This window comes from Acidimicrobiales bacterium (assembly GCA_016794585.1).
In the GTDB taxonomy this organism is placed as follows: domain Bacteria; phylum Actinomycetota; class Acidimicrobiia; order Acidimicrobiales; family DATDAH01; genus JAEUJM01.
On the sequence record JAEUJM010000001.1, the window covers coordinates 1 to 21,803 of the forward strand.

General features: G+C 72.8%; 21 protein-coding genes. 4 read left to right on the plus strand and 17 right to left on the minus strand.

Annotated elements, in window-relative coordinates:
* Window positions 1–4: 4 nt before the first annotated feature.
* Entirely contained in the window at window positions 5–1,312 is a 1,308-nt protein-coding gene (locus tag JNK12_00005; GenBank protein ID MBL8774271.1) for an ISL3 family transposase, read from the minus strand.
* A gap of 163 nt (window positions 1,313–1,475) precedes the next feature.
* Between JNK12_00005 and JNK12_00010 the strand changes: the two genes are divergently transcribed.
* Window positions 1,476–2,744 carry an NYN domain-containing protein gene (locus JNK12_00010; protein MBL8774272.1) on the plus strand — a complete coding sequence of 423 codons (1,269 nt, stop codon included), beginning with the start codon at window positions 1,476–1,478 and terminating at the stop codon, window positions 2,742–2,744.
* Here the strand turns inward: JNK12_00010 and JNK12_00015 are convergent.
* Both JNK12_00015 and JNK12_00020 read right to left on the minus strand, forming a co-directional pair.
* A complete protein-coding gene (locus JNK12_00015; protein ID MBL8774273.1) occupies window positions 2,737–4,464 on the minus strand; it encodes a hypothetical protein in 1,728 nt (575 codons plus the stop codon). The two genes, JNK12_00010 and JNK12_00015, sit on opposite strands and share 8 nt — an antisense overlap.
* 129 nt (window positions 4,465–4,593) lie before the next feature.
* Window positions 4,594–5,076, minus strand: coding sequence for a universal stress protein (locus JNK12_00020; GenBank protein ID MBL8774274.1), 483 nt, complete (start codon window positions 5,074–5,076; stop codon window positions 4,594–4,596).
* Between the two features lie 36 nt (window positions 5,077–5,112).
* Between JNK12_00020 and JNK12_00025 the strand changes: the two genes are divergently transcribed.
* Window positions 5,113–5,577, plus strand: a complete 465-nt coding sequence (locus JNK12_00025; protein MBL8774275.1) for a universal stress protein — start codon at window positions 5,113–5,115, stop codon at window positions 5,575–5,577.
* 58 nt (window positions 5,578–5,635) lie between these two features.
* On the opposite strand, the gene JNK12_00030 is transcribed toward JNK12_00025, so the two are convergent.
* The 13 genes from JNK12_00030 to JNK12_00090 all read right to left on the minus strand — a co-directional run bounded on the left by JNK12_00030 (window position 5,636) and on the right by JNK12_00090 (window position 18,271).
* The gene (locus JNK12_00030; protein MBL8774276.1) at window positions 5,636–6,367 is read right to left on the minus strand and encodes a hypothetical protein; all 732 of its coding nucleotides are present in this window, start codon (window positions 6,365–6,367) and stop codon (window positions 5,636–5,638) included.
* Between the two features lie 8 nt (window positions 6,368–6,375).
* A complete protein-coding gene (locus JNK12_00035) occupies window positions 6,376–7,677 on the minus strand; it encodes an MCE family protein (protein MBL8774277.1) in 1,302 nt (433 codons plus the stop codon).
* On the minus strand, window positions 7,674–9,059 hold the full coding sequence (locus tag JNK12_00040; protein MBL8774278.1) for an MCE family protein: 1,386 nt from the start codon (window positions 9,057–9,059) through the stop codon (window positions 7,674–7,676). Before JNK12_00040 ends, JNK12_00035 begins: the two co-directional genes overlap by 4 nt.
* Window positions 9,056–10,108: an MCE family protein gene (locus JNK12_00045; protein MBL8774279.1), complete on the minus strand. Its 1,053-nt coding sequence runs from the start codon at window positions 10,106–10,108 to the stop codon at window positions 9,056–9,058. The genes JNK12_00040 and JNK12_00045 overlap by 4 nt, the downstream gene beginning before the upstream one ends.
* Before the next feature lie 191 nt (window positions 10,109–10,299).
* Window positions 10,300–11,412, minus strand: coding sequence for an MCE family protein (locus JNK12_00050; protein ID MBL8774280.1), 1,113 nt, complete (start codon window positions 11,410–11,412; stop codon window positions 10,300–10,302).
* Window positions 11,409–12,515, minus strand: a complete 1,107-nt coding sequence (locus tag JNK12_00055) for an MCE family protein (protein MBL8774281.1) — start codon at window positions 12,513–12,515, stop codon at window positions 11,409–11,411. The genes JNK12_00050 and JNK12_00055 overlap by 4 nt, the downstream gene beginning before the upstream one ends.
* A 37-nt stretch (window positions 12,516–12,552) precedes the next feature.
* The gene (locus JNK12_00060) at window positions 12,553–13,620 is read right to left on the minus strand and encodes an MCE family protein (GenBank protein ID MBL8774282.1); all 1,068 of its coding nucleotides are present in this window, start codon (window positions 13,618–13,620) and stop codon (window positions 12,553–12,555) included.
* Window positions 13,621–14,493, minus strand: a complete 873-nt coding sequence (locus JNK12_00065; protein ID MBL8774283.1) for an ABC transporter permease — start codon at window positions 14,491–14,493, stop codon at window positions 13,621–13,623. It lies immediately after the preceding gene.
* A gap of 13 nt (window positions 14,494–14,506) precedes the next feature.
* On the minus strand, window positions 14,507–15,235 hold the full coding sequence (locus JNK12_00070; protein MBL8774284.1) for an ABC transporter permease: 729 nt from the start codon (window positions 15,233–15,235) through the stop codon (window positions 14,507–14,509).
* Between the two features lie 267 nt (window positions 15,236–15,502).
* Window positions 15,503–16,183 (minus strand): DUF3618 domain-containing protein, encoded by a 681-nt coding sequence (locus JNK12_00075; GenBank protein MBL8774285.1) that lies wholly within the window; start codon window positions 16,181–16,183, stop codon window positions 15,503–15,505.
* Window positions 16,184–16,197: 14 nt separating this feature from the next.
* On the minus strand, window positions 16,198–16,620 hold the full coding sequence (locus JNK12_00080; GenBank protein ID MBL8774286.1) for a phage holin family protein: 423 nt from the start codon (window positions 16,618–16,620) through the stop codon (window positions 16,198–16,200).
* Window positions 16,620–17,414, minus strand: a complete 795-nt coding sequence (locus JNK12_00085) for a hypothetical protein (protein MBL8774287.1) — start codon at window positions 17,412–17,414, stop codon at window positions 16,620–16,622. The genes JNK12_00080 and JNK12_00085 overlap by 1 nt, the downstream gene beginning before the upstream one ends.
* 41 nt (window positions 17,415–17,455) lie before the next feature.
* Window positions 17,456–18,271: a hypothetical protein gene (locus tag JNK12_00090; protein ID MBL8774288.1), complete on the minus strand. Its 816-nt coding sequence runs from the start codon at window positions 18,269–18,271 to the stop codon at window positions 17,456–17,458.
* Between the two features lie 195 nt (window positions 18,272–18,466).
* Here JNK12_00090 and JNK12_00095 point away from each other — a divergent pair, with 195 nt between their 5' ends.
* Window positions 18,467–19,504, plus strand: a complete 1,038-nt coding sequence (locus JNK12_00095; GenBank protein ID MBL8774289.1) for a DNA topoisomerase IB — start codon at window positions 18,467–18,469, stop codon at window positions 19,502–19,504.
* A 25-nt stretch (window positions 19,505–19,529) separates the two neighbouring features.
* Here the strand turns inward: JNK12_00095 and JNK12_00100 are convergent, their stop codons facing one another.
* Complete coding sequence (locus JNK12_00100; protein ID MBL8774290.1) at window positions 19,530–20,543, minus strand: alpha/beta hydrolase; 1,014 nt, start codon at window positions 20,541–20,543, stop codon at window positions 19,530–19,532.
* 54 nt (window positions 20,544–20,597) lie between these two features.
* Here JNK12_00100 and JNK12_00105 point away from each other — a divergent pair, with 54 nt between their 5' ends.
* The gene (locus JNK12_00105; protein MBL8774291.1) at window positions 20,598–21,779 is read left to right on the plus strand and encodes a sulfotransferase; all 1,182 of its coding nucleotides are present in this window, start codon (window positions 20,598–20,600) and stop codon (window positions 21,777–21,779) included.
* The last annotated feature ends 24 nt before the right edge of the window (window positions 21,780–21,803 follow it).

Sequence of the window (21,803 nt, forward strand, 5' to 3'; positions counted from 1 at the left end):
GGCTCTACGCGACTGAGTGGGGAGAGCGGGTTCGGATCCGGGGTGGGCGTGGGCGGGTGGGCCAGGTGATCCCGCCGGCGTGGAGCAGGACTCGGAGCCGGTAGTTCTCGAACGAGCGGAAGCCGTGACCGCACCGCTTGACCTTCTTGACGCACAGGTTCAGCCCTTCGGTGGGTCCGTTGGAGGCGCCGGTGGCGTGGTGGGCGAGGATCTCGGTCTTCCAGTTGGCGAGGGTCTCGCCGAGAGAGCGGATCTCTTCGACGTCGTCGGCGGCGCAGCCGGCGATGGTCTTGGTGAGCAGGGTCCGGGCGGCCCGTCGGGTGGGGGCGAGGTAGACGTCTCGGACGTTCTCCTTGGCGAGCCAGGCGCCGAGGACCTCGTCGTAGGGGTCGCCGTAGCGCAGGCCGAGCAGCATCCGGTCGCGGCCCCGGTCGTCGAGGCGTTCGTCGCCGGCGAGCATGATCTTGCGGATCCGATAGAGCGGGTCGTGCTTGCGGCCCCGGTGGCCGAGCTCGCGTTGCTGCACCCGGCGGCGCACTTGGTCGAGGCACCGGTTCGCGGCCCTCACCACGTGGAACGGGTCCGCCACGCGGGTGACGTGGTCGAGGTGCGGCGACAGGCCGGCCCGGTAGCTGTTGGTCAGATCGGTGGCCACCACCTTGATCTTGGCGAGCCAGTCCGGGTCCTGGGTGGCGCACCATCTCCGCAGGTCAGCGGCCGAATTGCCTTCGGTCATGTCGATCAGGATGTGGCGTTGCAGGTCGACCAGCCCGGTCGCGAACAGCGTCGGGTGGTCCCGGGTCGCGGCCAGGAACGAGGTCTCGTCGACGCCGAGCTGGCGGACCGTCCCGACCCGGCCGGGGTCATCGACCAGCGGCTGGCCGTGCTCGCGGACCGCGCCCATGACCGTCCACCAGCACACCCCCAACTCGACGGCCAGGCCGGCCACCGGCCGGGCGCACTCACCGACCTGGCGGCACGCGTCCATGCCCGCCCGCCGGGTCAACACCACCCGCGACGAGATCTCCGGGTGGGTCTCGGTCCACGTCCTCGCCGGACACAGCTCCTCGCGGCACCGCCACCGCCGCTTGTTCCACACCAGGCGCGCCGGCCGCCCGAAACACGCCAGATCCCTGATCTCGACCGGCATCCGATCCTGGGACTCCGCCCGCACCCCACACGACGCGCACCCCACCACCTGCACCGTGGTCTCGACCCAGATCACCACCTCGCCCGGGTCCTCCCGGACCTCGAGCACCCGGAACCCGGGCAGTCCCAACAACGCCTCCGCCAGACCAGTACCGTCGCTCACCGTCAGGGGTTCCTCTCTCGTCGCAGCCTTCAGACAGCCACGACGATGGCGGGACCCCTGACCCGCGTGGTGGACCCTCAGCTACCCCTCACTCCCCACTCCAACGCGGAGAGCCAGATTGCTAAGGTCGGCCTCTTCGCTTGTCCGAGGCGGGAGCATCGACGTGGCAGAACGGTTTCGATCGGCGCTCTTCGTCGATTTCGACAACATCTTCGGGGGCCTTCTGGACCTCGACCGCGCGGCGGCGATGGCGTTCGTCAACGAGCCGCACGAGTGGATCGAGCGCATGGCCGTCCTCGGCCTCCCTCCCGGCGACCGCCGTGACTTCCTCGTCCGACGCGCCTACCTCAACCCGGCTGGCTGGCGGATGGACCCGGAGCTGGGGAAGGACGCGGGACGCCTCGTCTTTCAACGTTTCCGCCCCAACCTCACCCGGGCGGGCTTCGAGGTCGTCGACTGCCCGGCCCTGACCTCACGGCACAAGAACGCGGCGGACATTCGCATCGTCATGGACGTGCTCGACTGCCTGGACGCCCGGACCCACTACGACGAGGTGGTCCTGGCCTCGAGCGACGCGGACTTCACCCCGCTGTTGCAGCGGATCCGCTCCCAGGACCGCCGCACCGCCCTCATGTCCGCCGGGCCGGCGGCTCCGGCCTACCGGAGCGTGGCGGACTGGTACCTCGACGAGGAGGCGCTGATCGATCTGCTCTTGGGCGAGCCCGAGCCGACGCACGAGGAGGCCGGCACCGTCGCTGGCGGTCCACTGTCGCCCGTCGACCGCGAGCCGGTGGAGCGCCTCGTGCGGGCGGTGCTGCAGCGCTCCGCGGCGCCGGTGCTGCTCTCGCAGATGGGTCTCGAGCTCCGCGACCACATGGGCGCGGAGATCACCGCCACCAAGTGGTTCGGGGCCCGGACGCTCGGCGAGTTCCTCCGCTCGATGGAGCCGCCGCTGGGTCTGGACAGCCGCTGCGTCTGGGACCCAGAGCGCCACGAGGCGCCCGTCGCCGCACCTCTGAGTGCCGACCCCCCGGCGAACACCAACGGGCTGCCGCCGCTCATCGTCAACGTGTGCCAGGTGACCGACCTCCCTCGCCTCGACACGGCGGTGTGGCCTCGGGTGCTGGCGGCCCTCGCCGAGTACGTCCGCACCCACGACTTCAACTTCAACGAGAGCAGCGCGTGGGTGAGGGATCAGCTCGCGGCGACCGAGCTGCCGGTGGGTCGTACCCCGGTCGTCCACACCGTCCGTGCCGCTCTCTACGGCGGCGCCTCGTTCAACGGCGATCCTGCGCCGTCCGCAGAAGACCTCCTGAGCGCGGTGCTGACCAACACCATCGACCGGGCTCAGTCTGCCGGCCTCCCTCTCACCGAGGCCGAGGTCGAGGAGCTCGAACAGTGGCTCCGCGGAAAGGGCGCCGCCGCTAGCTGATCTGAGACGTCCGCCGCTGGAACCACCAGAGCGCCGCCGCGCCCAGGAGCGCCAGGGGCACGAGCACCAGGGGTGACCGCTCGGAGGGTCCCGATGTCGCCGGCTGGGCGTCTGACTCGGGGAGCAGGCAGTGGGTCGGCAGGGGCAGCAACGGGGTGCCCGGGGGGCAGGTGGGCAGGCCCGGGATCGTGGGCAGCGGTGGCAGGGTCACCGGCGGCAGGGTGGGGGTGGGCAGCGGTGGCAACGGGACAGGGGAAGAGGGGACGGCGGGGAGGGGCGATGAACCGCCCCCTCCGGTCCCGCTGCCACCGCCACCCGTGCCACCTCCACCGGGCGCCGGCGTTGGGGGCACCGGAGCAGCAGGGGAGGAGGGCGTGCGCGGTGCGGGGGCGTCGCGGTCGTCGTCGTCGCCCAGGTCGCGCCGGTCGGCGGGTGTGAGGTCCGGCGCCTCGCCGTAGGCGAGAGGGCCGTCGTACTCGGGGAGGATGGCGGCGGGCCCGAACTGGCCGAGCCCGAAGCGCTCGAGGACGTCGATGCGCCAGAAGCTGGTGGCGCCCTGGCCGCCGTCCACGTCGAAGCTGATGTGCACGTGGTCCGTGTGCGCGTTGGGCCCGGTGTAGGGCCGCCACCCGGCGGCGGCGTCGTAGGCGCTCCAGATGTGGCCGTTGAAGATCACGTACATGACCCCGAGGCGGCGGGCCATGGCGAACTGGTGGCCGTACTCGTCGGTGGCCAGCAGCCAGCCGATCACCTCGGCCGCGGCCTGCTTCTGCTCGGGCCGATCGACGTGGACGCCCCAGTCCCAGGCCCGGCCCTCCTTGTGCTCGCTGCGACCACCCTGGGCGCAGTCGCGGCTGATGCCGAAGTCGCTCGAGCCCGGGTACGTGCGCAGGACGAGGTCGTGGAAGCCGACGGTGCCCGGCTTCGGGCTGGGGGAGCAGACCTGCTGCGGCTCGTAGTCGGCGAGAGGCTCGATGGTCTCGTCCCACAGACCCGCCCAGGGCGAGTCGGGGCCGAAGGTCGTGGCGTCGACCGGGCTCTCGCCGGGGACGAGGGCGGGGGCGCCGGCGCCGATGTCAGGCACGTCCACCAGGCTGGGCGCCGTCGTGGTCGACGTGTCCGGGGCGTCGTCGTCGTCGGCCGGATCCTCGCTGCCGGCGGGGCCGTCGCCGCCGGCCGGATCATCGCCGGCCCGGTCGTCATCGGGATCGGTGGCGGTCACGTCGGGGGAGATGGGATCGTCGCCCTCGGTCTCGTCGAAGCTGGGGACGAGGTTGATCTGCCAGCGGCCCTCGTCGTAGCGGGCGGTGAACCCGGCGTACGAGAATGCCGACCGGCGGCACCGCACGACGCCGTTCACGCGCCGCGTGCCCTCGTCGGGGGCGGGGCCGATGGGGGTCACGTGGGAGCCGCGATAGAACTCGCCGTCCGGGTCGCTCCAGCTCACGTCGAGGCGGTCGTCCGGGCAGGTGCCGCCGCGCCGCAGCGGCACGGCCTGCAGCTCGCTGGCCATCGCCACCGCCGACTGCTCGGCGCCGTCGCGGCCGGGATCGGTGCTGCCCTGCGGCAACGGCGGGCGAGGGCGCTCCGTGGCGACGGCCGGCGCCTCGCTGTCGGACAGGGTCGCGGCCAGCACGGCGACACCGCCGAGCAGGGTGACCAGCACGACCGCCACCAGGGTGACCACCCATCGTCGCTGTGTGGTGAACCGTGCCCGCATGTCCCTCCCCGGTGCCTGGCGCGTCCGGCGCGCTGCCGTCCCCCGACGGCATCCTGATGTTACATCACGACAAAGGTTGTAACAAGTGGAACTTGCCGCCCTGGTCGGGCGGCGCACTCGGCGAAGTGGTCAGTCGGTGGTCTGGACCACGAGCACGTCGCAGGGCGCGTGGTGGAGGACGGCTTGGGCCACGCTCCCGAGGAGGCGGCGGGGGCCCCGAAGGCCCACCGAGCCCACCACCACGAGATCGGCGTCGTGCAGCTCCACTGTCTCGAGCAGGACCGCCGCCGGGGCGCCGCTGTCGCTCGTCACCGTCACCTCCTCCGCCCCGGCCGCACGGGCCTCCCGCCGCCCCGCAGCCGCCGTCGCCTCGGCCTGCGCCCGGTCGGTCACCGTCCACTGGAGCTCGGCGGGGACCGTGGCCTGGCGGCTGGCGACCGCGGTGGACGGGGTCCCCGCGAGCTGTGCCAGCGCGTCGGCGTGGTGGGGGGTGAACGCCGTGGCGATCACCAGACGGGCGCCCTCGACGCCCGCCAGGAGGCCCGCTTCACGAACCGCACGGGTGGCGGTCTCGGACCCGTCCGTGCCCACCACGATGGTGCGATAGGTCATGCTGACACTCTAGACAATATGACCTAAAGTGTCACTATGTCTCCCACGGGTGGTACTGGCTCCGGCGGCGACCGCTCCGACGGCGACCGCTCCGAGGGAGGTCCGACCACTGGCGGCGAATCGGCGCCCGGGCGCTATCGGCGGATCCTCGTCGGCACCGACGGGTCGGCGACGGCTGCCCGGGCGGTGGACCGTGCGGTCGGGGTGGCCGCCGTGCACGGTGCCCAGCTGACCATCCTGTCGGCGGGGCGCGGCGCCGACCTCGTCCTCGATCGGGAGGTCGCCCGGCTGGCGGACCACCGCGTGGCCGTGACCACCCTCGCCACGCGGGGCGATGCCGCCCGGGCCCTGCGCGAGGAGGCGGTGCACGGGGGCTACGACCTGCTCGTGGTCGGCAACAAGGGCCTCCATGGCCTGCAGCGCCTCAACCCCCTGGGATCCGTGCCGGGGCGCATCAGCCACCAGGCCCCCTGCTCGCTGCTGGTCGTCAAGACGACCTGACGGAGGCGTCCGACACGGCGACACGGCGCCCCGGCGCCGTCGGTGGACGCCGCCGCGGTCAGCCTGCCGGTGCGGTGGTCGGGGTCGTCGCCCCCGCGGCGCCGGTCGGGCCGTCGAGTCCCTCCTGGGTGGTGGCGAGGAAGGTGAGGTCGTCGGCCCTCCACGCCCCACCCTCCTCGACGAGGTCGACCCGGACGTACGAGCCCGCGAGCCGGCGCGTGCCGATGGTGCTGCGGATCACGGCATCGAAGGAGACCACCGCGGTCGCGGTGCCGTCGCTCACGTCGCTCACGTACACGTCCCGCACGTGCACCCGGCCACGGGCCCGCAGCTCGTCGACCACCGGCTGGAGCTCCTCGAAGAAGGCGTTCTGGTACGTCTCGGCGTACTCGGTGGTGGCCAGATCGGTCACGGCGGCGAGGCTGCCGTCGAGGTCACGGTGGTCGTAGCTCATGGTCGCGGAGGCGAACTCGCCGGCCACGCTCGCCGCCGCTCGGCGGTCGTCGCGCTCGTCGGCGAGGCCGTCGGCGCGCAGGAACGACCAGGCGGCGATGCCCAACATGGCGACGCCCCACACGAGGAGGGCCAGGAGCAGCCAACGGGGGGGTCCACTGGACGCCGACCCCGGGTCGTCGCGGTGGTTGCTCCGCTCGCCGTCGACCGCCCGCGGTGTCGCGGTGGCGTCCCTCGCGGGTCGGTCGTCGCCGCCTTCGAGGTGCTGCTCGGCGCGTTCGGTCGGTCGTTCGTCGGTGACGGTGGTCATGTCTTCGCCCTCCGGTTCCGGGGTCATGGTTCGGGTCATCCGCCGCGTCGCGGTAGCCAGCGCCAGGGGCGCACCGCCGCGAGCGCGGCCAGTGCCAACAGCGCCAGCACGAGCACGAAGGGGTTGAAGCGGCTGCGGTCGTCCGCCTGGCGGGACGACTCCTGGTCCGCGGCCGCTTCCTGCGGCGCGCCCGGGTCCACGGCCGGGCTGTCGCCCGTCACGGCCCCGTTCCCCGAGGCGGCGAGCGTCGGGCTGGCCGCCGGCGCCTCTACGGGCTCCAGGTCCGGGCAGGCGGCCACCGCGGGAACGTCGGGCAGCTGACGAACCTCGTCGTAGACCGGGACGGGCTCCTCGCCGCCGATGTTCAGCGGGGGGATGGCGCGGATGTACGGGCCGTCGTCCTCGTTGGCGACGACGCCGCCCTGGCTGGAGTCGGTGAACACCTGAGCGGCGGCCGGCCCGGTGGCCAGCAGTTGCTCGATGGCTCCCAGCAGGTCGGGTCGGCCGAGGCGGACCGCCAGCGCGCCGAGGTCGCCCAGCACGCAGCTGACCTCGGGCTTGGCCGCCGCGAGCAGGTCGGCGGTCCGGTTCGAGAGGGAGTCACCGTCCTCGAGCACCCGCTGGAGATCGGCGTTGGCCTCCGCGAGGCTGCCCGTCACCACCTCCGCGTTGTCGAGGCCCCGGCCGAGCGCCTCGCGGTGATCGCTCAAGGTGCCCACGAGGTCGGCCATGTTGGCGGTGAACTCCTCGATCAGCTCGCTGTGGTCGGCGAAGGTGGCGAGGGCGTCGCTGCTGCCCGTGATGAGGCGGCGCAGGTCCTCGGAGCGGCCGTCCAGGCCGACGGCCAACTCGTGGAGGAGGGTGTCCAGGTCCTGGCGGGGCACGGCGCTCACCAGGTCGTCGAGGGCGTCGAACAGCTCCGCGTACGCCAACGGGGTCGACGTCCGCTCCCGGGTGATGTGGGCGCCCGGCTCGAGGAACGGCCCGTCGACGCCGGCGCCGGCGGGCGGCACCACGTCGACGTACGGCTCGCCGATGGCCGACTTCCGCCGCACGGCCAGCGAGGAGCCCTCGGGCACGTGGTGACCCTTGTCGATGGCGAGGGTGACGGAGACGCCGCCGTCCTCGAGGTCCACGGCCCGCACCCGGCCGATGGGGGTACCGAGGTAGCCCACGTCGAACCCTGGCTGGAGGCCGGGCGAGCTCTCGAAGTCGGCGGTGAGGGTGTACGGGCGGTCGACCAGATCGATCTGCAGGACGTTGCCGACCGCCCAGTAGGCGAGGACGGCGCCCAGCAGGGCGAAGACGGTCAGGTTCACGGCCACGCGGCGGTTCATCCGCCCACCCCCGGGAGGGGGAGGGGCAGCTCGCCGCCACCCGAGCCGCCTGAGCCCCCGGTGCCGGGCACGGGGACCGGTAGCGGGCCCTGACCCCCCGGCGCCGTCCCGCCCGGTGAGGTGCTCCCCCCGTCGGCAGGGCACACCTGGGGGAGCTGGGCGGCCAGGCCGAGGGCCAAGGTGTCGTCGACGGTCTGCTGGAGGCCGACGAGCTGGTCGCAGACCTCGTCGGGGAGGGTCACGCCCGGGAGCGCCCCCAACAGCCCGAGGATCGAGGCCACGAGGTTGTTGACGTCGTCGAGACCGTTGCGGGGGTCGGCGGGTGCCGCTACGGGCGGGGCGACCGGAGCCGGGTCGGTGGGCACGGGCGGCTCGGCGTCGCCGACGGTGCCGGAGGGCGTGGCCAGGCCCCGCGCCCAGATGTACTGGGCCTGGGCGGCGGCACCGGTGTCGCGGGCGGCCACGTTGTTCGAGATCTTGACCAGGAACTGGTTGACCGACTGCAGGAGGGACTCGATGAGCGGTCGCTGGCCCGCCACGGTCGCCACGATCGGGTCGAGGTCGCGCAGGGTCGAGATCAGGTCGTCGAGATGGGGGAGGAGCACGGTGTCGGTGCTGACCTCGCTCATGTCCCGGATCCCGGCCAGCGCCGTGAGCATCCGATCGCGGTTGGCGGCGAGGGTCACGGAGGCGCCGGCAAGGTCGTCGACGAGGCCGGCGACCTGCTCGTCGTTCGCGGCCAGGTCGCGGCTGAGCCGAGCGAAGCCGTCGATGGTCTGGGCGATCTGCTCCCGCTGGGAGCTCAGGTCGGTGACCACTGCGGAGAGGTCGCGCAGGAGGCCGTTGAGCTCACGCCCCCGGCCGCCGACGGCCTGGGCCCCGGTCGACACGATCGTGTTCAGGTCGCTCGCCGTGACCGCGCCGAGGAACTCGATGGCCCGCTCGGTCACCTCCTCGAACTCGGCCTCGGTGGTGGTCCGGGTGATCTCGTCCCCGTCGTGGAGGAGACCCGCGGTCGTGGGCAGGGAGCCGTCGGGAGGGCGTAGCTCGATGTACTGCTCGCCCAGCAGCGACGTCTTGGCGAGGACGGCGGTGGTGCCCACGGGCAGGGGGTGCCCGTCCTCGATCGACATCGTGACCTCCGCCCGGTAGCCGTCGAGCCGGACGTGGGTGACGGTGCCGATGGTGACGTCCGCGAGCTTGACCGAGTGGCCGACGACGAGGTTGTGGACGTCGTCGAAGGTGGCGGTCAGGCCGAGGTCGCCCTTGGGCGACCCGGCCGTGCGCAGCGAGCACCCGCCCGCGGTGAGCGCGACGGTCAGGCCCACGGCGGCGAGCCGGGCCCAACGCGGTGGGCGGGGCGGACGCGACGTGCGGGTCACGGGCAGGTCACCCCCGGCTGGGGCACGCACGGCGCCTGGAGCTGGAGGCCGAGGGCGGTGAAGAGCGGTCGCAGCACCTCGGCGGTGATGGGCGTGAGGTTGATGCGCTGCACCAGGACGCCCAGGCCCTCGTCGTAGGCGCCGATGAGGCCCTGCGAGTTCTGGTTCAACGCATCGACGAACAGCGCGACCGCGTCGAGGTTGGTGTGGGCCGATCGGGTGAGTCGGGCCAGCTGGGCGAGGTCCTCCGGGAGGTGGTCCTGCGCCGATCGCACGACGGCGTCGCCCTCCTGGGCGAGCTGGCCGAGGCCGGCGAGCAGGGCCTGGATGTCCTCGCGCTCGTCGGCCAGCACCTGCGACGCCGTGGCGAAGGACTCGATGACGTGCCCGAGCTGCTCCTCGCGGGTGCCGAGGGTCCCGGCGAGCTCATCCAGGTTGGCGGCCACGGCCACGAGCGAGTCGTCCTCGTCGGCGAGCAGCTGCGAGAGGTCGCCCATCTGGCGCAGGCCCTCGTTCAGGACGTCGCCCCGACCGTCGAGCGTCTCGGCCCCTTCGTGCACGAGGCGGGCGACCTCGTCCGGGTCGAGGCCCCGGGCGAGGTCGGTGAAGGCCTGGAGCGCCTCGTCGGGCTCGGCGGGCACGGTCGTGCGCTCCATCGGGATGACGTCGCCGTCCTGGGCGCGTGGGTCACCCTCCTGCCACGCCGGGAACAGGGTGACGCTCCGCTCGCCGATCAGCGACAGGGGCACCACGGAGGCCTTGACGTCGGCGGGCACGGGCACGTCGGCGTCGACCGAGATCTCGACCCGGACCCGGTCGCCCTCGGGCACGACCTCGTCGATGGTGCCGGCGGGCAGGCCGAGCACCCGCACGCTGGACCCGGGGTAGACCGCCACCGCCCGCCGGAACTCGACGGTGAGGTGGGTGCTGGACGCCGTGTCCCCGCCGCCGGCCAGCGAGCAGCCCCCGCCCGCGAGGGCGACGACACACGCCACGGCGACCGCCTTGAGCCGGGCCGCTCGGGCCCCGCCCTCGTCCCTCGGGCTCACGTTCCCCGCTCCTGGCTCGTTCCTCGCCGGGCCGCTCGGGCCCCGCCCTCGTCCCTCGGGCTCACGTTCCCCGCTCCTGGCTCGTTCCTCGCCGGGCCGCTCGGGCCCCGCCCTCGTCCCTCGGGCTCACGTTCCCCGCTCCTGGCTCGGTCCTCGCCGGGCCGCTCGGGCCCCGCCCTCGTCCCTCGGGCTCACGGGGTCCCCCCGGTGGTGGCCGTGGGGAGCGGCGACCCGCCCGCGGGCTGGCCGATCCCGAGCTGCGGGTACAACCGAGCGAGCGTGCCGATCACGTCGGGGCCGAGGGCGGTCGGGAGCACGTCGATGTAGGGCCCGTGCGAGGCGATGGCCGCCACCTGCTGGTAGGTGGGGCCCGACCAGGCGAGGAGTGTGTCGATGTCCTGCTGGTGCTCGGCGACCGCGTCGGTGGCGACGTCGAGGTCGGCGAGGACGGCCTCGAGCTGCGAGCGCCGGGAGGTCACGATCTCGGCGAGGCGGCGCACGGCGTCCGAGCCGTCCCCGAGGATGGTGGCCAGTTCGTCGCGCCGAGCCGCGATCTGGTCCAGCACGACGTTGCTGGCCTCGATGAGGCGCACGATGGCCTCGTCCTTGTCGGCCAGGGTGGCGGTCAGCACCTCGCTCTGGTCCAGCAGCTCCCGGATCACGGCCTGGCGCTCGTTGAACGCCCGCGAGACCTGGGTCAGCGCCCGGAGCACCCGCTCCACCCGCGGGCCGCTGTCCGTGGCGATGTCGGCGAACTCCGTGATCATGTCGTTGACGGCCTCGGTGTCGATCGCGTCGACGACGTCGGTCGCCTCGGTGAAGGTCTCGTTCACGGAGAAGGGCACGCTCGTGCGCGAGAGGGGGATGCGCCGTTCCTCGGCGGGCTGGTCGGCGAGGTGCGGGGTGCCCACGACGTCGCCGAGGCGCAGGTACTGCCCGCCCAGCAGCGTCGACAGGGCCACCCGGGCGGTCGTGCGGGGCCCGAGGGCGACGTCGTCCTCCACCTCGAAGGTGACGACCACCTGACCGAGACGACGGTCGGCCTCGAGCCCCGTGACCTCGCCGACCTCGACCCCGGCCAGGCGCACCAGCGACCCGGCTTTCAGGCCGGCGGCGTCGGGGAGGACCGCCCGCACCACGTAGCGGTGCTCGAGCAGGTCGAGCGTGCCGACCGAGAAGGCCGCGATGCACAGGGCGACGATGATCGACAGCGCGACGATGCCCACCGACCGTCGGTTCATCTCGGTGAACCGGCCCGGCACGAGCCGACCCGCCCATCGACGCACCTGCGTGCGGGCGGTCACGGTGCCCCTCCCGGGAGCAGGCCCTGGAGGGCGCCGGCGGAGGGCGACCCGGGGGTGGCCGTGCCCGACGGCCCCAGGGGGCCGAGGTTGGCGAGGGCGTCGGGTCCCGCCGCCACCGTGGAAGGCCCGGAGAGCCCGGGGAGGTCGGTGGGGGTGGGGCACGGGGGTGGGCCGGCGGCGAAGCACAGGGCCTGGATGACGATGTACTCGCCCCGGTTGGTCACCTCGTGCAGCGCCGCGAGGCCGCCGGGCAGGTTGGCCAGCTGCTCGCCGATGACGTCGATGTTGTCCGTGACGGTGTCGGTCACCGTCGCGAGGTTGGCGATGATGCTCTCGAGGTCCGCCTGGTTGGCCACCAGCACCTGATCGAGCGAGCCCGAGTACTGCGCCAGCTCGGTCAGGGTCGACCCGAGCAGCTCCTCGTTGCCGGCGAAGGTGCCCGTGAGGAGGGCGAGGTTGTCGATCATGGTGGCGATCTGGTCGTCACGGTCGGCCAGCGCGGCGCTCACGGTGTCGAAGTCGTCGAGCAGCTGGTCGATGGTGTCCTGGCGCTCGGCGAGGGTGGTCAGCAGATCGCCGGCGCTGTCGAGGAGGCGGGCCACCGCGGCCTCGTTGCCGTCGAGCGCCTCGCTCACCGCGGTCATGAGCGTGTTGAGCTGGGTCGGGTCGATGGCCGACACCAGGCCGCCCAGCTCGTTGATGAGCGCACCGATATCCACCACCGAGCGGGTCCGCTCGATGCGGTCGCCCTCTTCGAGCCTCCCCCCGGCGTCTCCGGGCTCGAGGTACACGACCCGCTGGCCGAGCAGGTTGCGCCAGCGCACGGACGCGACCGTGTCGGCGGGCAGCACCACGTCCGTCTCCAGCTCGAGGCGCACGACGGCGCGGCCCTCGGCGGAGGTGGCGATGTCGGACACCTGGCCGACCTTCACCCCCGCCACCTTCACGTCGTCGCCGTCGGTGAGCCCGGTGACGTCGTCGAAGGTGGCGACGATGCCGTAGGTGTCGCCGAACTGGACCTTGGCGATCTGGGCGCCGATCACCGCGGTGAGGAGCACCGTCAGCGCCGCGAACGCGCCGAACTTGAGCGCGGTCCGGATCACGGCGCACCCACCGGAACGATCATCCCGGTCATCCCGGTCATCCCGCGTCCGCCGCGGCCGGGCCGGGGTCGATGGTGGGCAGGCGGCACTCGGGGACGATCACGAGTGCCCGGCACGGGTCGGATCCCAGGAGGAACTGCTGGGTGGCCATGAGGTAGTTGGCGCTCGAGGAGGGCACCCGGATGACCTCGGCGAGGATCGAGCTGTAGTTCGAGACGAACTGGAGGTAGCCCACGAGCCCCGGGAGTTCGCCGGCGGTGACCCCCGCCAGGTCGGCGCCGGCCGCGGTGGCAGGCCCGAGCACGCTCCGGTTGGCGTCGAGGACCTCGGCGAGGTCGCGTGACAGCCGGGCGGTGCCGTCGAGGAGGCCGGCGAGCTCGTCCTCGTGCGACGAGAGCGTCTCGGCCGTCGGGTGGAAGCCCTCGGCGATGGCCACCACCGTCCGGCCCCGGTCGGCCAGTTCGCCGGAGAGCGCCGCCATGGCGTCGAGGAGCCGGTGGCGGTCCGGCGTGCTGTCGAGCGTGGCCCGCAGCACCGTCCGGGCATCCCGGATCGATCGGGACAGGGGCCCCTCGAGCCCGTCCAGCCCGTCGGCGAACGTGCGCAGGATCACCGTGAGGTCCTGCGGGTCGACGGCTCGGAGCAGGGCGTCGGCGTGCGCCAGGACGTCGCTCAGCTCGAGGGCGGTCTCGGTCCGGGCGATCTCGTCGCCGTCGCCGTAGAACGGGCCCTCCCCCTCGTCGCGGCCGGGGACGAGGTCGACGAACTTCGGCCCGAAGATCGAGATGGGCCGGATGGCGGCCACCGCGGTCCGGGGGACCTCCGTGCCCGGGTCGAGACGCATCGTCACGACGGCGCGGCCGTCCTCGCCGACGTCGATGCCGGTGACGCGGCCGACGTTGACGCCCCGCACCTTCACGTCCGACTGGGTGTCCAGGTTCTGGCCGGCTTCCCCGAAGTGGGCGGTGAGGGTGTACCCGGGGTCGAAAGCCCCGAAAGCGGCCTTCATGGCCACGGTCACGGACACGGCGAGCACGAGGGTGGCCACGACGCCGACGAGGGCCTGCTGGTTGCGGCTGATTCGCTCGAGCACGTGCGTCCCCATTCAGCCCGTCAGCGTCACCGTGCTGCCGTCGCCCCAGAAGAGCAGGGACAGCACGAAGTTGATGACGACGATGGTGACGATCGAGGCCCGGATGGCCCGGCCCACGGCCACGCCGACGCCCGCCGGCCCACCGGAGGCGTAGTAGCCGTAGTAGCAGTGGATCAGCGTCACGACGATCGTGAACACGATCATCTTGAGGACGCTGTAGACGATGTCGATGGGCGGCAGGTAGAGCCGGAAGTAGTAGTCGTAGACGCCCGGCGAGAGCCCGTAGAACTCGGTGGTCACGAGCTTGGTGGCCCAGAAACTGGCCAGCAGCGAGATGAGGTAGATGGGGATGAGGGCGATGAGGGTCGCCGTCACGCGGGTGGCCACCACGTAGACGAGCGGCGGGACGGCCATGACCTCGAGGGCGTCGATCTCGTCGGAGATGCGCATCGCGCCGATCTCGGCGGTGAAGCCGGCGCCCACCTGCGCGGCGAGGGCCGTCGCGGCGATGAGCGGGGTCACCTCACGCACGTTGGCGAAGCTGCCCACCAGCCCGGTGAAGGCCTCGGCGCCGATCTGCTCGAGGCCCTTGTAGCCCTGGAGGCCCACCTCGGTTCCGGTGAAGAACGACATGGTGAAGACCACGAACACCATGCCCGCGCCGAAGATCCACGCCCCCGAGCCCACGGCGACGTTGCTGACGTGGCGGGCGACCTCGCCGCGGTAGCGCTGGCGCACGATGATGTCGGTGCCGACCCGGCTGAGGACCCGCACGTAGAACACGAGGTGCCCGCCGAGCTCCGCGAACAGGTCCCGGGTGCCGCGGAACACGCCCACGAGCGCGGCGAGCGGACTGGGCAGGGGCGTGGTCGTCGGCGCGGTCATCGTGGCTGCCCCCTCACGCCGTCGCCGGGACGAGGACGAAGTACAGGGTCGTGATCACGTAGTTCGCCGCGAAGATCAAGAGGAAGGTGAGCACCACGGCCTGGTTGACGGCACGGCCCACGCCCGCCGGACCGGTCTCGCAGTTCATGCCCTTGTAGGTGGCGACCATGGCGGCGATGAACCCGAAGATCCAGGCCTTGAACAGCGAGGCCAGCAGGTCGGAGAGCTGGAGCAGTGACGTGGCGCCCTCGAAGTAGGCGCCGGGGGTCACGCCCTGGAGGACGACGTTGAAGAAATAGCCGCCGGCGACGCCCGAGAAGATGACCAGCGAGACGAGCAGGACGCCCACGGTGCTGGAGGCCCAGAGGCGGGGGGTGACGAGCCGGTAGATGGGGTTGACCCCCATCACCTCCATCGCCGCGAGCTCGTCGCGGATCCGGCGGCTGCCGAGGTCCGAGGACATCGCCGACCCGCCGGCGCCGGAGATGAGCAGTGCCGTGGCCACGGGGGCGACCTCCCGGACGATGGCGAGCACCACGGCCGACCCGGTGGCCGAGCCGGCGCCGAGCTGGCGGGCGAGCTGGCCCACCTGGAGCGAGATCGTCGCCCCGAGCGGGATGGCGATGAGCATGACCGGGAGGGTCGTGACCCGAACGAGGAACCAGCACTGGACGAGCCACTCGCGCCACCAGCTCTTCACGGCCCAGGTGTGGCGGAACCCCTCGCCCGCGATGGCGAACATGGTCCCCGTCTCGTCGAGCGTCCGTGCGACACGCCCCGGCATCGAGCCTCCCCAGTGCTCCCTCGGTGCGACCCGGCGGACCGCACCGCCGCCACGATGTCACAGAGTGGCAGAATCTGTCAATCCGTCACATCACGCGTTCCGGGAGGGCGGGGAGGGGACTCGACAACTCCTCGAGGGAAGGGTCCAGGGACGCAGTCGCGACGCGGCTCGGGCCACCCCCGGAGGGGCGGCCCGAGCCGAGACGGTGGGTTGGAGCGTGTGTGCTCAGCGGGCGGGCGGCGCCGCCGGCGGGGGACCGTCGCCCCGCACCTGATCGGCGGCGGTGCGCGCCTGGTCGGCCACCTCACCGCCGGCCTGCGTGGCCTGCTCGCGGACCTGCTGGGCGGCGTCCGTCGCCGATCCCTGGAGGTCCTGAGCCGCGGACCGTGCAGTCTCGGTGGTCGCCGCCATCGCTTCCTGGGCCTCGGCCTGCGCGGTGTGCGCCACCTCCTGGCCCAGGTCCCTGGCCTCGGCCTTGAGGGGCTCGAGCACCGGCTCGCTCAACTGCTCGGCCACCTGGGCCTCGACCCCGGTGCTCGGGGTCATCGACCCCACGAGCAGGCCGACGCCGAAGGCGACGGCACCGGCGGCGAGTGGGTTGCCCTGGGTCCCCGACTCGATGCCGTGCTCGATGCGTCCGGGTGCCGCCGCCACCGTTCCGGCGGCACCCGAGGCCGCGTCCGAGACGGTGCCGGCGACGCTGCCGACACCGTCACGCAGCGACCCCGCGGCGCCGCCGGCGGTGTCCCGGACGCTGCTCGCCGCCGACTGCGGCGTGCCCATGACCCGCTGGCCGGCCCGGGAGGTTGCCGCTCGGACCCGGTCCATCCGTCGCTGCACGACGCGCCCGGGACTCACCCGCTCACCGATCTCGTCGAGCGTCGTGCTCATGTGGTCGCGGGTCATCTCGATGTCCCGCCTCAGTTCCGCTGTTCGCTCAGCCACTGCTTGTCCTCCTTGAGGGTCTGGATGGTCTGTTCCGGGACCGGGTCGACGGTCTCGAGCTGCTTCTTGCCGGCCAGGAAGGCGGCGGTCGCCACGGCGACCAACAGGACGGTCACGATGAGGAAGGCGACCCAGGTGGGCATCACCTCGTCGAGGAGGAACCCGAGGGTCATGACCAGGCCCACGCCGGCGAGGATGCCGGCGTAGGCGGCGGCGCCGAAGCCGCCGCCGGCCCGGGCGGCCTTGGAGACCTCGACCTTGAGCTCCTCACGGGCCAGCTCGACCTCCTTGCGCAGGAGGGTCGACACGTCCTGGGTCATGTCGCCCACCAGCTCCGAGAGGCTGCGCTCGCGGACCTGGCCGTTCGCCACCGGGCGATCGGCGGACGGGGCCGCCATCAGAACGTCCCTCCCGCGGGGCCGGCTCCCGTCGGTCCCTGCTGGGGGACGGCGGGGGGCGGCGGCGGCGGGACCTGCCCCCCGGCGGGGCCGGGGACCGGACCCCCGGTCGAGGTGGGGTCCACGCCCAGCGGGGCGGTGGCCCCCATGGGGGTGGGGGCGGTGTCGCCGAGGGGACGAGGGCTGCCGAGCGGCGTGGTCGGCGCGGTCGCCGTCGGCGTCATGGCGCCGGACGACGACGAGCCACCCGCCTCCTTCGTGGCACGGGCGAGCCTTCCCACGAGGAGGCCGGCGCCGGCGGCACCGGCGAGGAAGAGCAGCGGTCGACGGCGGGCGAACTCCGACACCTCCTCGACCATCCCGCGCACGCCGAGGTCGTCCACCCGGTCGGCCATCGAATCCAGGCGCTCGCTCGCCTTCAGTGCGAGGTCCCGGGTGGTGCCGGCCTCCTCGGGACGGCCCTCGGCCAGGGCGCGGAGCTCACGGGAGCGGGAGCGGGCCATCTCGGTGGCGTCGCTGAGCCGCTCGTCCACCTGGCTGGTGATCTCGTCACCGGTCGTGGACAGGGCCCGACGGGCCTGATCACGGGCCTCGCTGGTGACGGTCCCCAGCTGCTGCTTGGCCTGCTGAGTCAGGTCCTTGGCCTGGTCGGCGGCCGTGCTGGCGAGCTCGCTGCCCTGCTCAGCCGCCTTGTGGGCCGTGTCGCGGGCGGCGGTCTGGGCGTGCTCGGCGGTCCCGCCTCCCGCCGCCGCGGGCTGACCGGTTCCGATGGTCTGCATGGTGTCGTTGCTCATGGATGTCTCCTGATGGGGGTGGCGGAAGCGGGACTACGGGACTAGAAGGTCGTGCGGCCGGCGGCGTGCTCGGCACGCTGGTGCTCGGCCCACTCGGCGGCGGTCAACCGCTCGTCGGACGGCGAGGCGGCACGGTCCCGGAGATCCAGGTGCTCCTCGTCGCGACGGGGAGCACCCGTCCGGTGGTCCGCCTCGGCCCGGGCGACGGCGGCGTCGCGCTGGAGGGCGGGGTCATGCTCGAGGCGACGCTGGGCGGCCACCTCGGCGGCGGCGGCCTGGTCCCACGCCTCGGCCTGGGGGCCGTAGGCGGGGTCGACGGCGCGCCGGGCCAGCTTGGTGTGCCAGTGCTCACCCAGCCACGACCCGACCAGCGAGCCGAGGAGGATGGCGACCAGGGAGACGATCACCCCGGCGATCGCGACGCCGGTGACCTGGTCGGAGCTGGTGGGGATGCCGATGCTGCGGAGGTTCTGCTCGAGCTCGGCGTTGTCGGCGATCCCGGTGACGACGGCGCCGGCGATGGCGCCGATCACCAGCGTCGTGACGAACACGGCGACGCCGTGCAGGATGGCCGCTCGGCGGGCCATACGACCGGCGACATAGCCGCCGAAGAGGTACGCCACGAACAGCACGACGGCGGTGATGGCCGAGGCGGCGGCGCCGCTGCTGGTCCAGTCGTCGGTGCGGAACTCGGTGGCGATGTCCGCCGCGTTGGTGACCGCGCCGGCGATCGCAGCGACCACGGCGAAGGTGCCGTAGGCGCAGACGACCCCCGCGAGCACGCTGAGGACGGAGACGGAGCCGAACCCGGCGTCGCGGGCGGTCTCCTTGTGGATGCGATGCGTTGCCTTGGCCATTGGGCTTCTCCCTGCCCGTTCACGGAACGGTCTCGTCTGTTGGAGTTCCCGGTGCGGCGGTGGCGTCGGCACGTCGCTCGGAGGTCATCTCGTTCGGATGTCGCCGGCACCGCCCCCCGACGCCAGGTCCCTACCCGCCCCCTCCGCCGAATGACCGGTCTGTCGCGCGTGCCGGAGGGGAAGGGGGCGCGACCCATGACCGACACGGCGGAAGCGGCAGAGCAGGCGGGACTGCACTACGTCACGGACGCGCCGCCGGGGATCCGAAGGGTCCGGAGGGGCAAGGGGTTCAGCTACCAGAGCCGAGACGGGCACGCGGTCGACGACCGGACCCGTGAGCGGATCCGGGCCCTCGTCATCCCGCCGGCGTGGACCGACGTCTGGATCTGCGCCGACCCTCGTGGTCACCTGCAGGCGACCGGACGGGACGCCCGGGGCCGCAAGCAGTACCGCTACCACGACCGGTGGCGGTCCGTGCGCGATGCCGACAAGTACGACCGGCTCCTCGACTTCGGTCACCACCTCGAGGCGGTCCGCCGCCAGGTCGACGAGGACAGCCGCCGTCCCGTGCTCGATCGCGACAAGGTGCTCGGTCTCGTCCTCCGCCTGCTCGACGAGACCCTGATCCGGGTCGGCAACCAGGAGTACGCCGACGACAACGACAGCTTCGGGCTGACCACCCTGCGCCACGAGCACGTCGAGGTGGGCACCCGACGGGTGAGCTTCGAGTTCGTGGGCAAGGGCGGCATCGAGCACGAGATCCGTGTCGACGACCCCCGACTCGCCCGGGCCGTCCGCCGCTGCCACGAGCTGGGAGGCAAGTCGCTCTTCGCGTACGAGACCGAGGCCGGTCCGGTGACGGTGACGTCGGCCGACGTGAACGAGCGCCTACGCGAGCTCGTCCCCGGTGCCGACGTGTCGGCGAAGGACTTCCGCACCTGGGGGGCGACGGTGCGCACCCTCGAGCACCTCGCCGGGGAGGAGGCTGCCGAGGACGAGCGGGGACGGGAGGCCCAGGTGCTGGAGGCCATCGACGAGGCCGCCCTGCTGCTGGGGAACACCCGGACCGTGTGCCGGTCCTGTTACGTGCACCCCGCCGTGCCGGCCGCCCACCTCGACGGCTCGTTGCCGGAGCACTGGCGCTCGTCCCGGGCGACCTCGTGGTATCGCCGTGGCGAGCGGGCGACGCTCTCGCTCCTGGAAGCGTCCCCCGCGACGCTGCCCGCCTGCTGAGCGCGGCCGGGCCGCACTTTGCGCTTCAGCGGCGGGTGAGCGGCTCGGAGTGGTCCCAGTCGGCGAGCAAGGTGCGCAGCGCGGTGAGCACCAGGAGGGGCTCGTCGAGCATGGCGTGGTGGCCGGCCTCGGGGATCTCGATGACCGGGGCCACCCGGCCGAGGCGCTCGTACATCGACTCGCCGATGGTCTCGGTGACGAGGCCGTTCTCCGAGCGCAGGAGCGCGAAGCGACAGGTGATCGACGCGAGGTAGGGGAGCGCGATCGAGCGCATGCCCTGGCTGAACTGGCTGAAGATGCGCCGGTCGAACTTCCACTGCCACCCGCCGTCGGTGGGCTTCATCGAGCGCCGCCCGACGTGGTCCATCACGTAGTCGAGGTAGTGCTCCTGCGCCGGCACGGTGCGGAAGCGGGCGAGGGCCTCGTCGACGTTGGCGTAGGTGCGGGGCCGGCCGAAGGCCTCGTTGAGCCGGAAGGAGGCGATCTCGGGGTCGGGCTCGCTCACCGGCGAGTCGCAGATGACCACGCCGGCGACCTGGTCGGCGTGCAGCGAGGCGGTGGCCATGGTGACGAAGCCGCCCATGCTGTGGCCGATGATCACCGGGTGCCCGGCGATCTCGGCGTCGCCGGCGGCCGCCATGACCTCGTGGGTCCACTGCTCGAGGGCGTAGACGTCGCGGTGGCCGCTGTCGCCGTGGCCCGAGAGGTCGACGGCCACCACCCGGTACTGGCCGGCGAAGGTGGCGGCCACGTGGGTCCACCAGTGGGCGTGGGCGCCGCCGCCGTGCACGAACACGAGGCCCCGGCGGCCCGGCTCGCCCCAGGCGAGGTAGTGGACCGGGCATCCCTCGACATCGACGGTCCGGTCCTCGAAGGGCACCGCCAGCGCCCGCCGGAACCACTCGGGGGCGTCGGCGTGGACCGGCATGGAGGCTCGCGTCTCGTGCCCGCTGCCTTGCGCCTCCTTCGTCGGCGCCCCTTCGGGATCCGAGGGCAGGCCCTGGGGCTGCTCCGCTCCGCTCCGCAGCGTCTCGTCCATCGCGCCAGTCAAGCCGACCGCCGGGGCAACGGTGCACTCCTACACTCGGCGGCCATGGCGATCCCGCGGTGGGCCGACCGCGAGCAGGAGCTCCACGAGCGCGCCGTCGCCTGCGAGGGCGGGGCCGACGACTTCGGCGACCCGTCGTACCTCGAGCCACTGCGCATCCTGCTCGACAGCTACGACCACGAGGCCCGCTTCACCCGCACCGGCAAGGTGATGGCCGAGTACTTCCTCGTGAACATCCTGCGGGGCCGCCTCCGGGCCGAGCGCTGGTGGGACCTGCGCCCGTCGGCGCTCGACGTGCCCGTCGAGCGACCCATCATCATCACCGGCCTCGTGCGTACCGGAAGCACCGCCCTGCACTACCTGATGGGCTCGAACCCCGACACGCAGTGCCTCGCCTACTGGTTGGCCACCCACCCCCAGCCGCGACCGCCCCGCCACTCGTGGGAGGCGGCCTACGACTACGCCGCCACCGAGTCCGAGCTCCGCATGATCTACCTCGGCGGCGAGAAGCTCGAGTCGATCCACCACATGACCGCGCCGGGCCCTGAGGAGTGCCGCCACTTCCTCGCCCAGAGCTTCACCGACGACTACTTCGAGGTGGCCAGCACGGTCCCCACCTACGCCGAGTGGTACCGCTCGCACCACCACGTCGAGTCGTACCGACGCCACAAGAAGCTGGTGCAGCTCGTCGGGTCGTACGCCGTCGGCACCCGGTGGCTGCTGAAGTACCCGGTGCACATCCGCCACATCGACGCCCTGCTCGAGGTCTACCCCGATGCGTGCATCGTCTGGACCCACCGCGACCCGGCCTCGGTGCTGGCGTCCTACGTCGGGCTCTGCGAGGGCTTCCGCACCCTCCAGGAGGTGCCGCCCGACCGGGAGCAGTTCGCCCAGCACCAGCTCGACGTGTGGTCCGAGGCCATGACCCGTGGCCTCGCCGCCCGGGCCGGTCGGGAGGACCAGTTCCACGACGTGTGGTTCGACGATCTGCTCGCCGACCCGATGGGCACCATCGCCGCCATCTACGACCACTTCGACGAGCCCCTCTCGGCCGAGGCCGAGCGCACCATGGCGGCCTGGCAGGCCGACAATCCGCCCGGCAAGTTCGGCGAGCACACCTACGGCAAGGACGACTTCGGCCTCACCGCCGGCGCCATCCACGAGCGCTTCGCCGACTACGTCGAGCGCTTCTTCCCCGACCTCCCGGCCGCCGGGGTGCCGTCGTGACGACCGACCGCTCGTTCCGTGTGC

What these genes read in the sequence shown, in the direction of transcription:
- JNK12_00015 (MBL8774273.1), bottom strand. Translation starts at nt 4,464, where the DNA reads ATGCGGGCACGGTTCACCACACAGCGACGATGGGTGGTCACCCTGGTG.
- JNK12_00020 (MBL8774274.1), bottom strand. Translation starts at nt 5,076, where the DNA reads ATGACCTATCGCACCATCGTGGTGGGCACGGACGGGTCCGAGACCGCC.
- JNK12_00025 (MBL8774275.1), top strand. Translation starts at nt 5,113, where the DNA reads ATGTCTCCCACGGGTGGTACTGGCTCCGGCGGCGACCGCTCCGACGGC.
- JNK12_00030 (MBL8774276.1), bottom strand. Translation starts at nt 6,367, where the DNA reads ATGACCCCGGAACCGGAGGGCGAAGACATGACCACCGTCACCGACGAA.
- JNK12_00035 (MBL8774277.1), bottom strand. Translation starts at nt 7,677, where the DNA reads ATGAACCGCCGCGTGGCCGTGAACCTGACCGTCTTCGCCCTGCTGGGC.
- JNK12_00060 (MBL8774282.1), bottom strand. Translation starts at nt 13,620, where the DNA reads ATGGGGACGCACGTGCTCGAGCGAATCAGCCGCAACCAGCAGGCCCTC.
- JNK12_00065 (MBL8774283.1), bottom strand. Translation starts at nt 14,493, where the DNA reads ATGACCGCGCCGACGACCACGCCCCTGCCCAGTCCGCTCGCCGCGCTC.
- JNK12_00070 (MBL8774284.1), bottom strand. Translation starts at nt 15,235, where the DNA reads ATGTTCGCCATCGCGGGCGAGGGGTTCCGCCACACCTGGGCCGTGAAG.
- JNK12_00075 (MBL8774285.1), bottom strand. Translation starts at nt 16,183, where the DNA reads ATGACCCGCGACCACATGAGCACGACGCTCGACGAGATCGGTGAGCGG.
- JNK12_00080 (MBL8774286.1), bottom strand. Translation starts at nt 16,620, where the DNA reads ATGGCGGCCCCGTCCGCCGATCGCCCGGTGGCGAACGGCCAGGTCCGC.
- JNK12_00085 (MBL8774287.1), bottom strand. Translation starts at nt 17,414, where the DNA reads ATGAGCAACGACACCATGCAGACCATCGGAACCGGTCAGCCCGCGGCG.
- JNK12_00090 (MBL8774288.1), bottom strand. Translation starts at nt 18,271, where the DNA reads ATGGCCAAGGCAACGCATCGCATCCACAAGGAGACCGCCCGCGACGCC.
- JNK12_00095 (MBL8774289.1), top strand. Translation starts at nt 18,467, where the DNA reads ATGACCGACACGGCGGAAGCGGCAGAGCAGGCGGGACTGCACTACGTC.
- JNK12_00100 (MBL8774290.1), bottom strand. Translation starts at nt 20,543, where the DNA reads ATGGACGAGACGCTGCGGAGCGGAGCGGAGCAGCCCCAGGGCCTGCCC.
- JNK12_00105 (MBL8774291.1), top strand. Translation starts at nt 20,598, where the DNA reads ATGGCGATCCCGCGGTGGGCCGACCGCGAGCAGGAGCTCCACGAGCGC.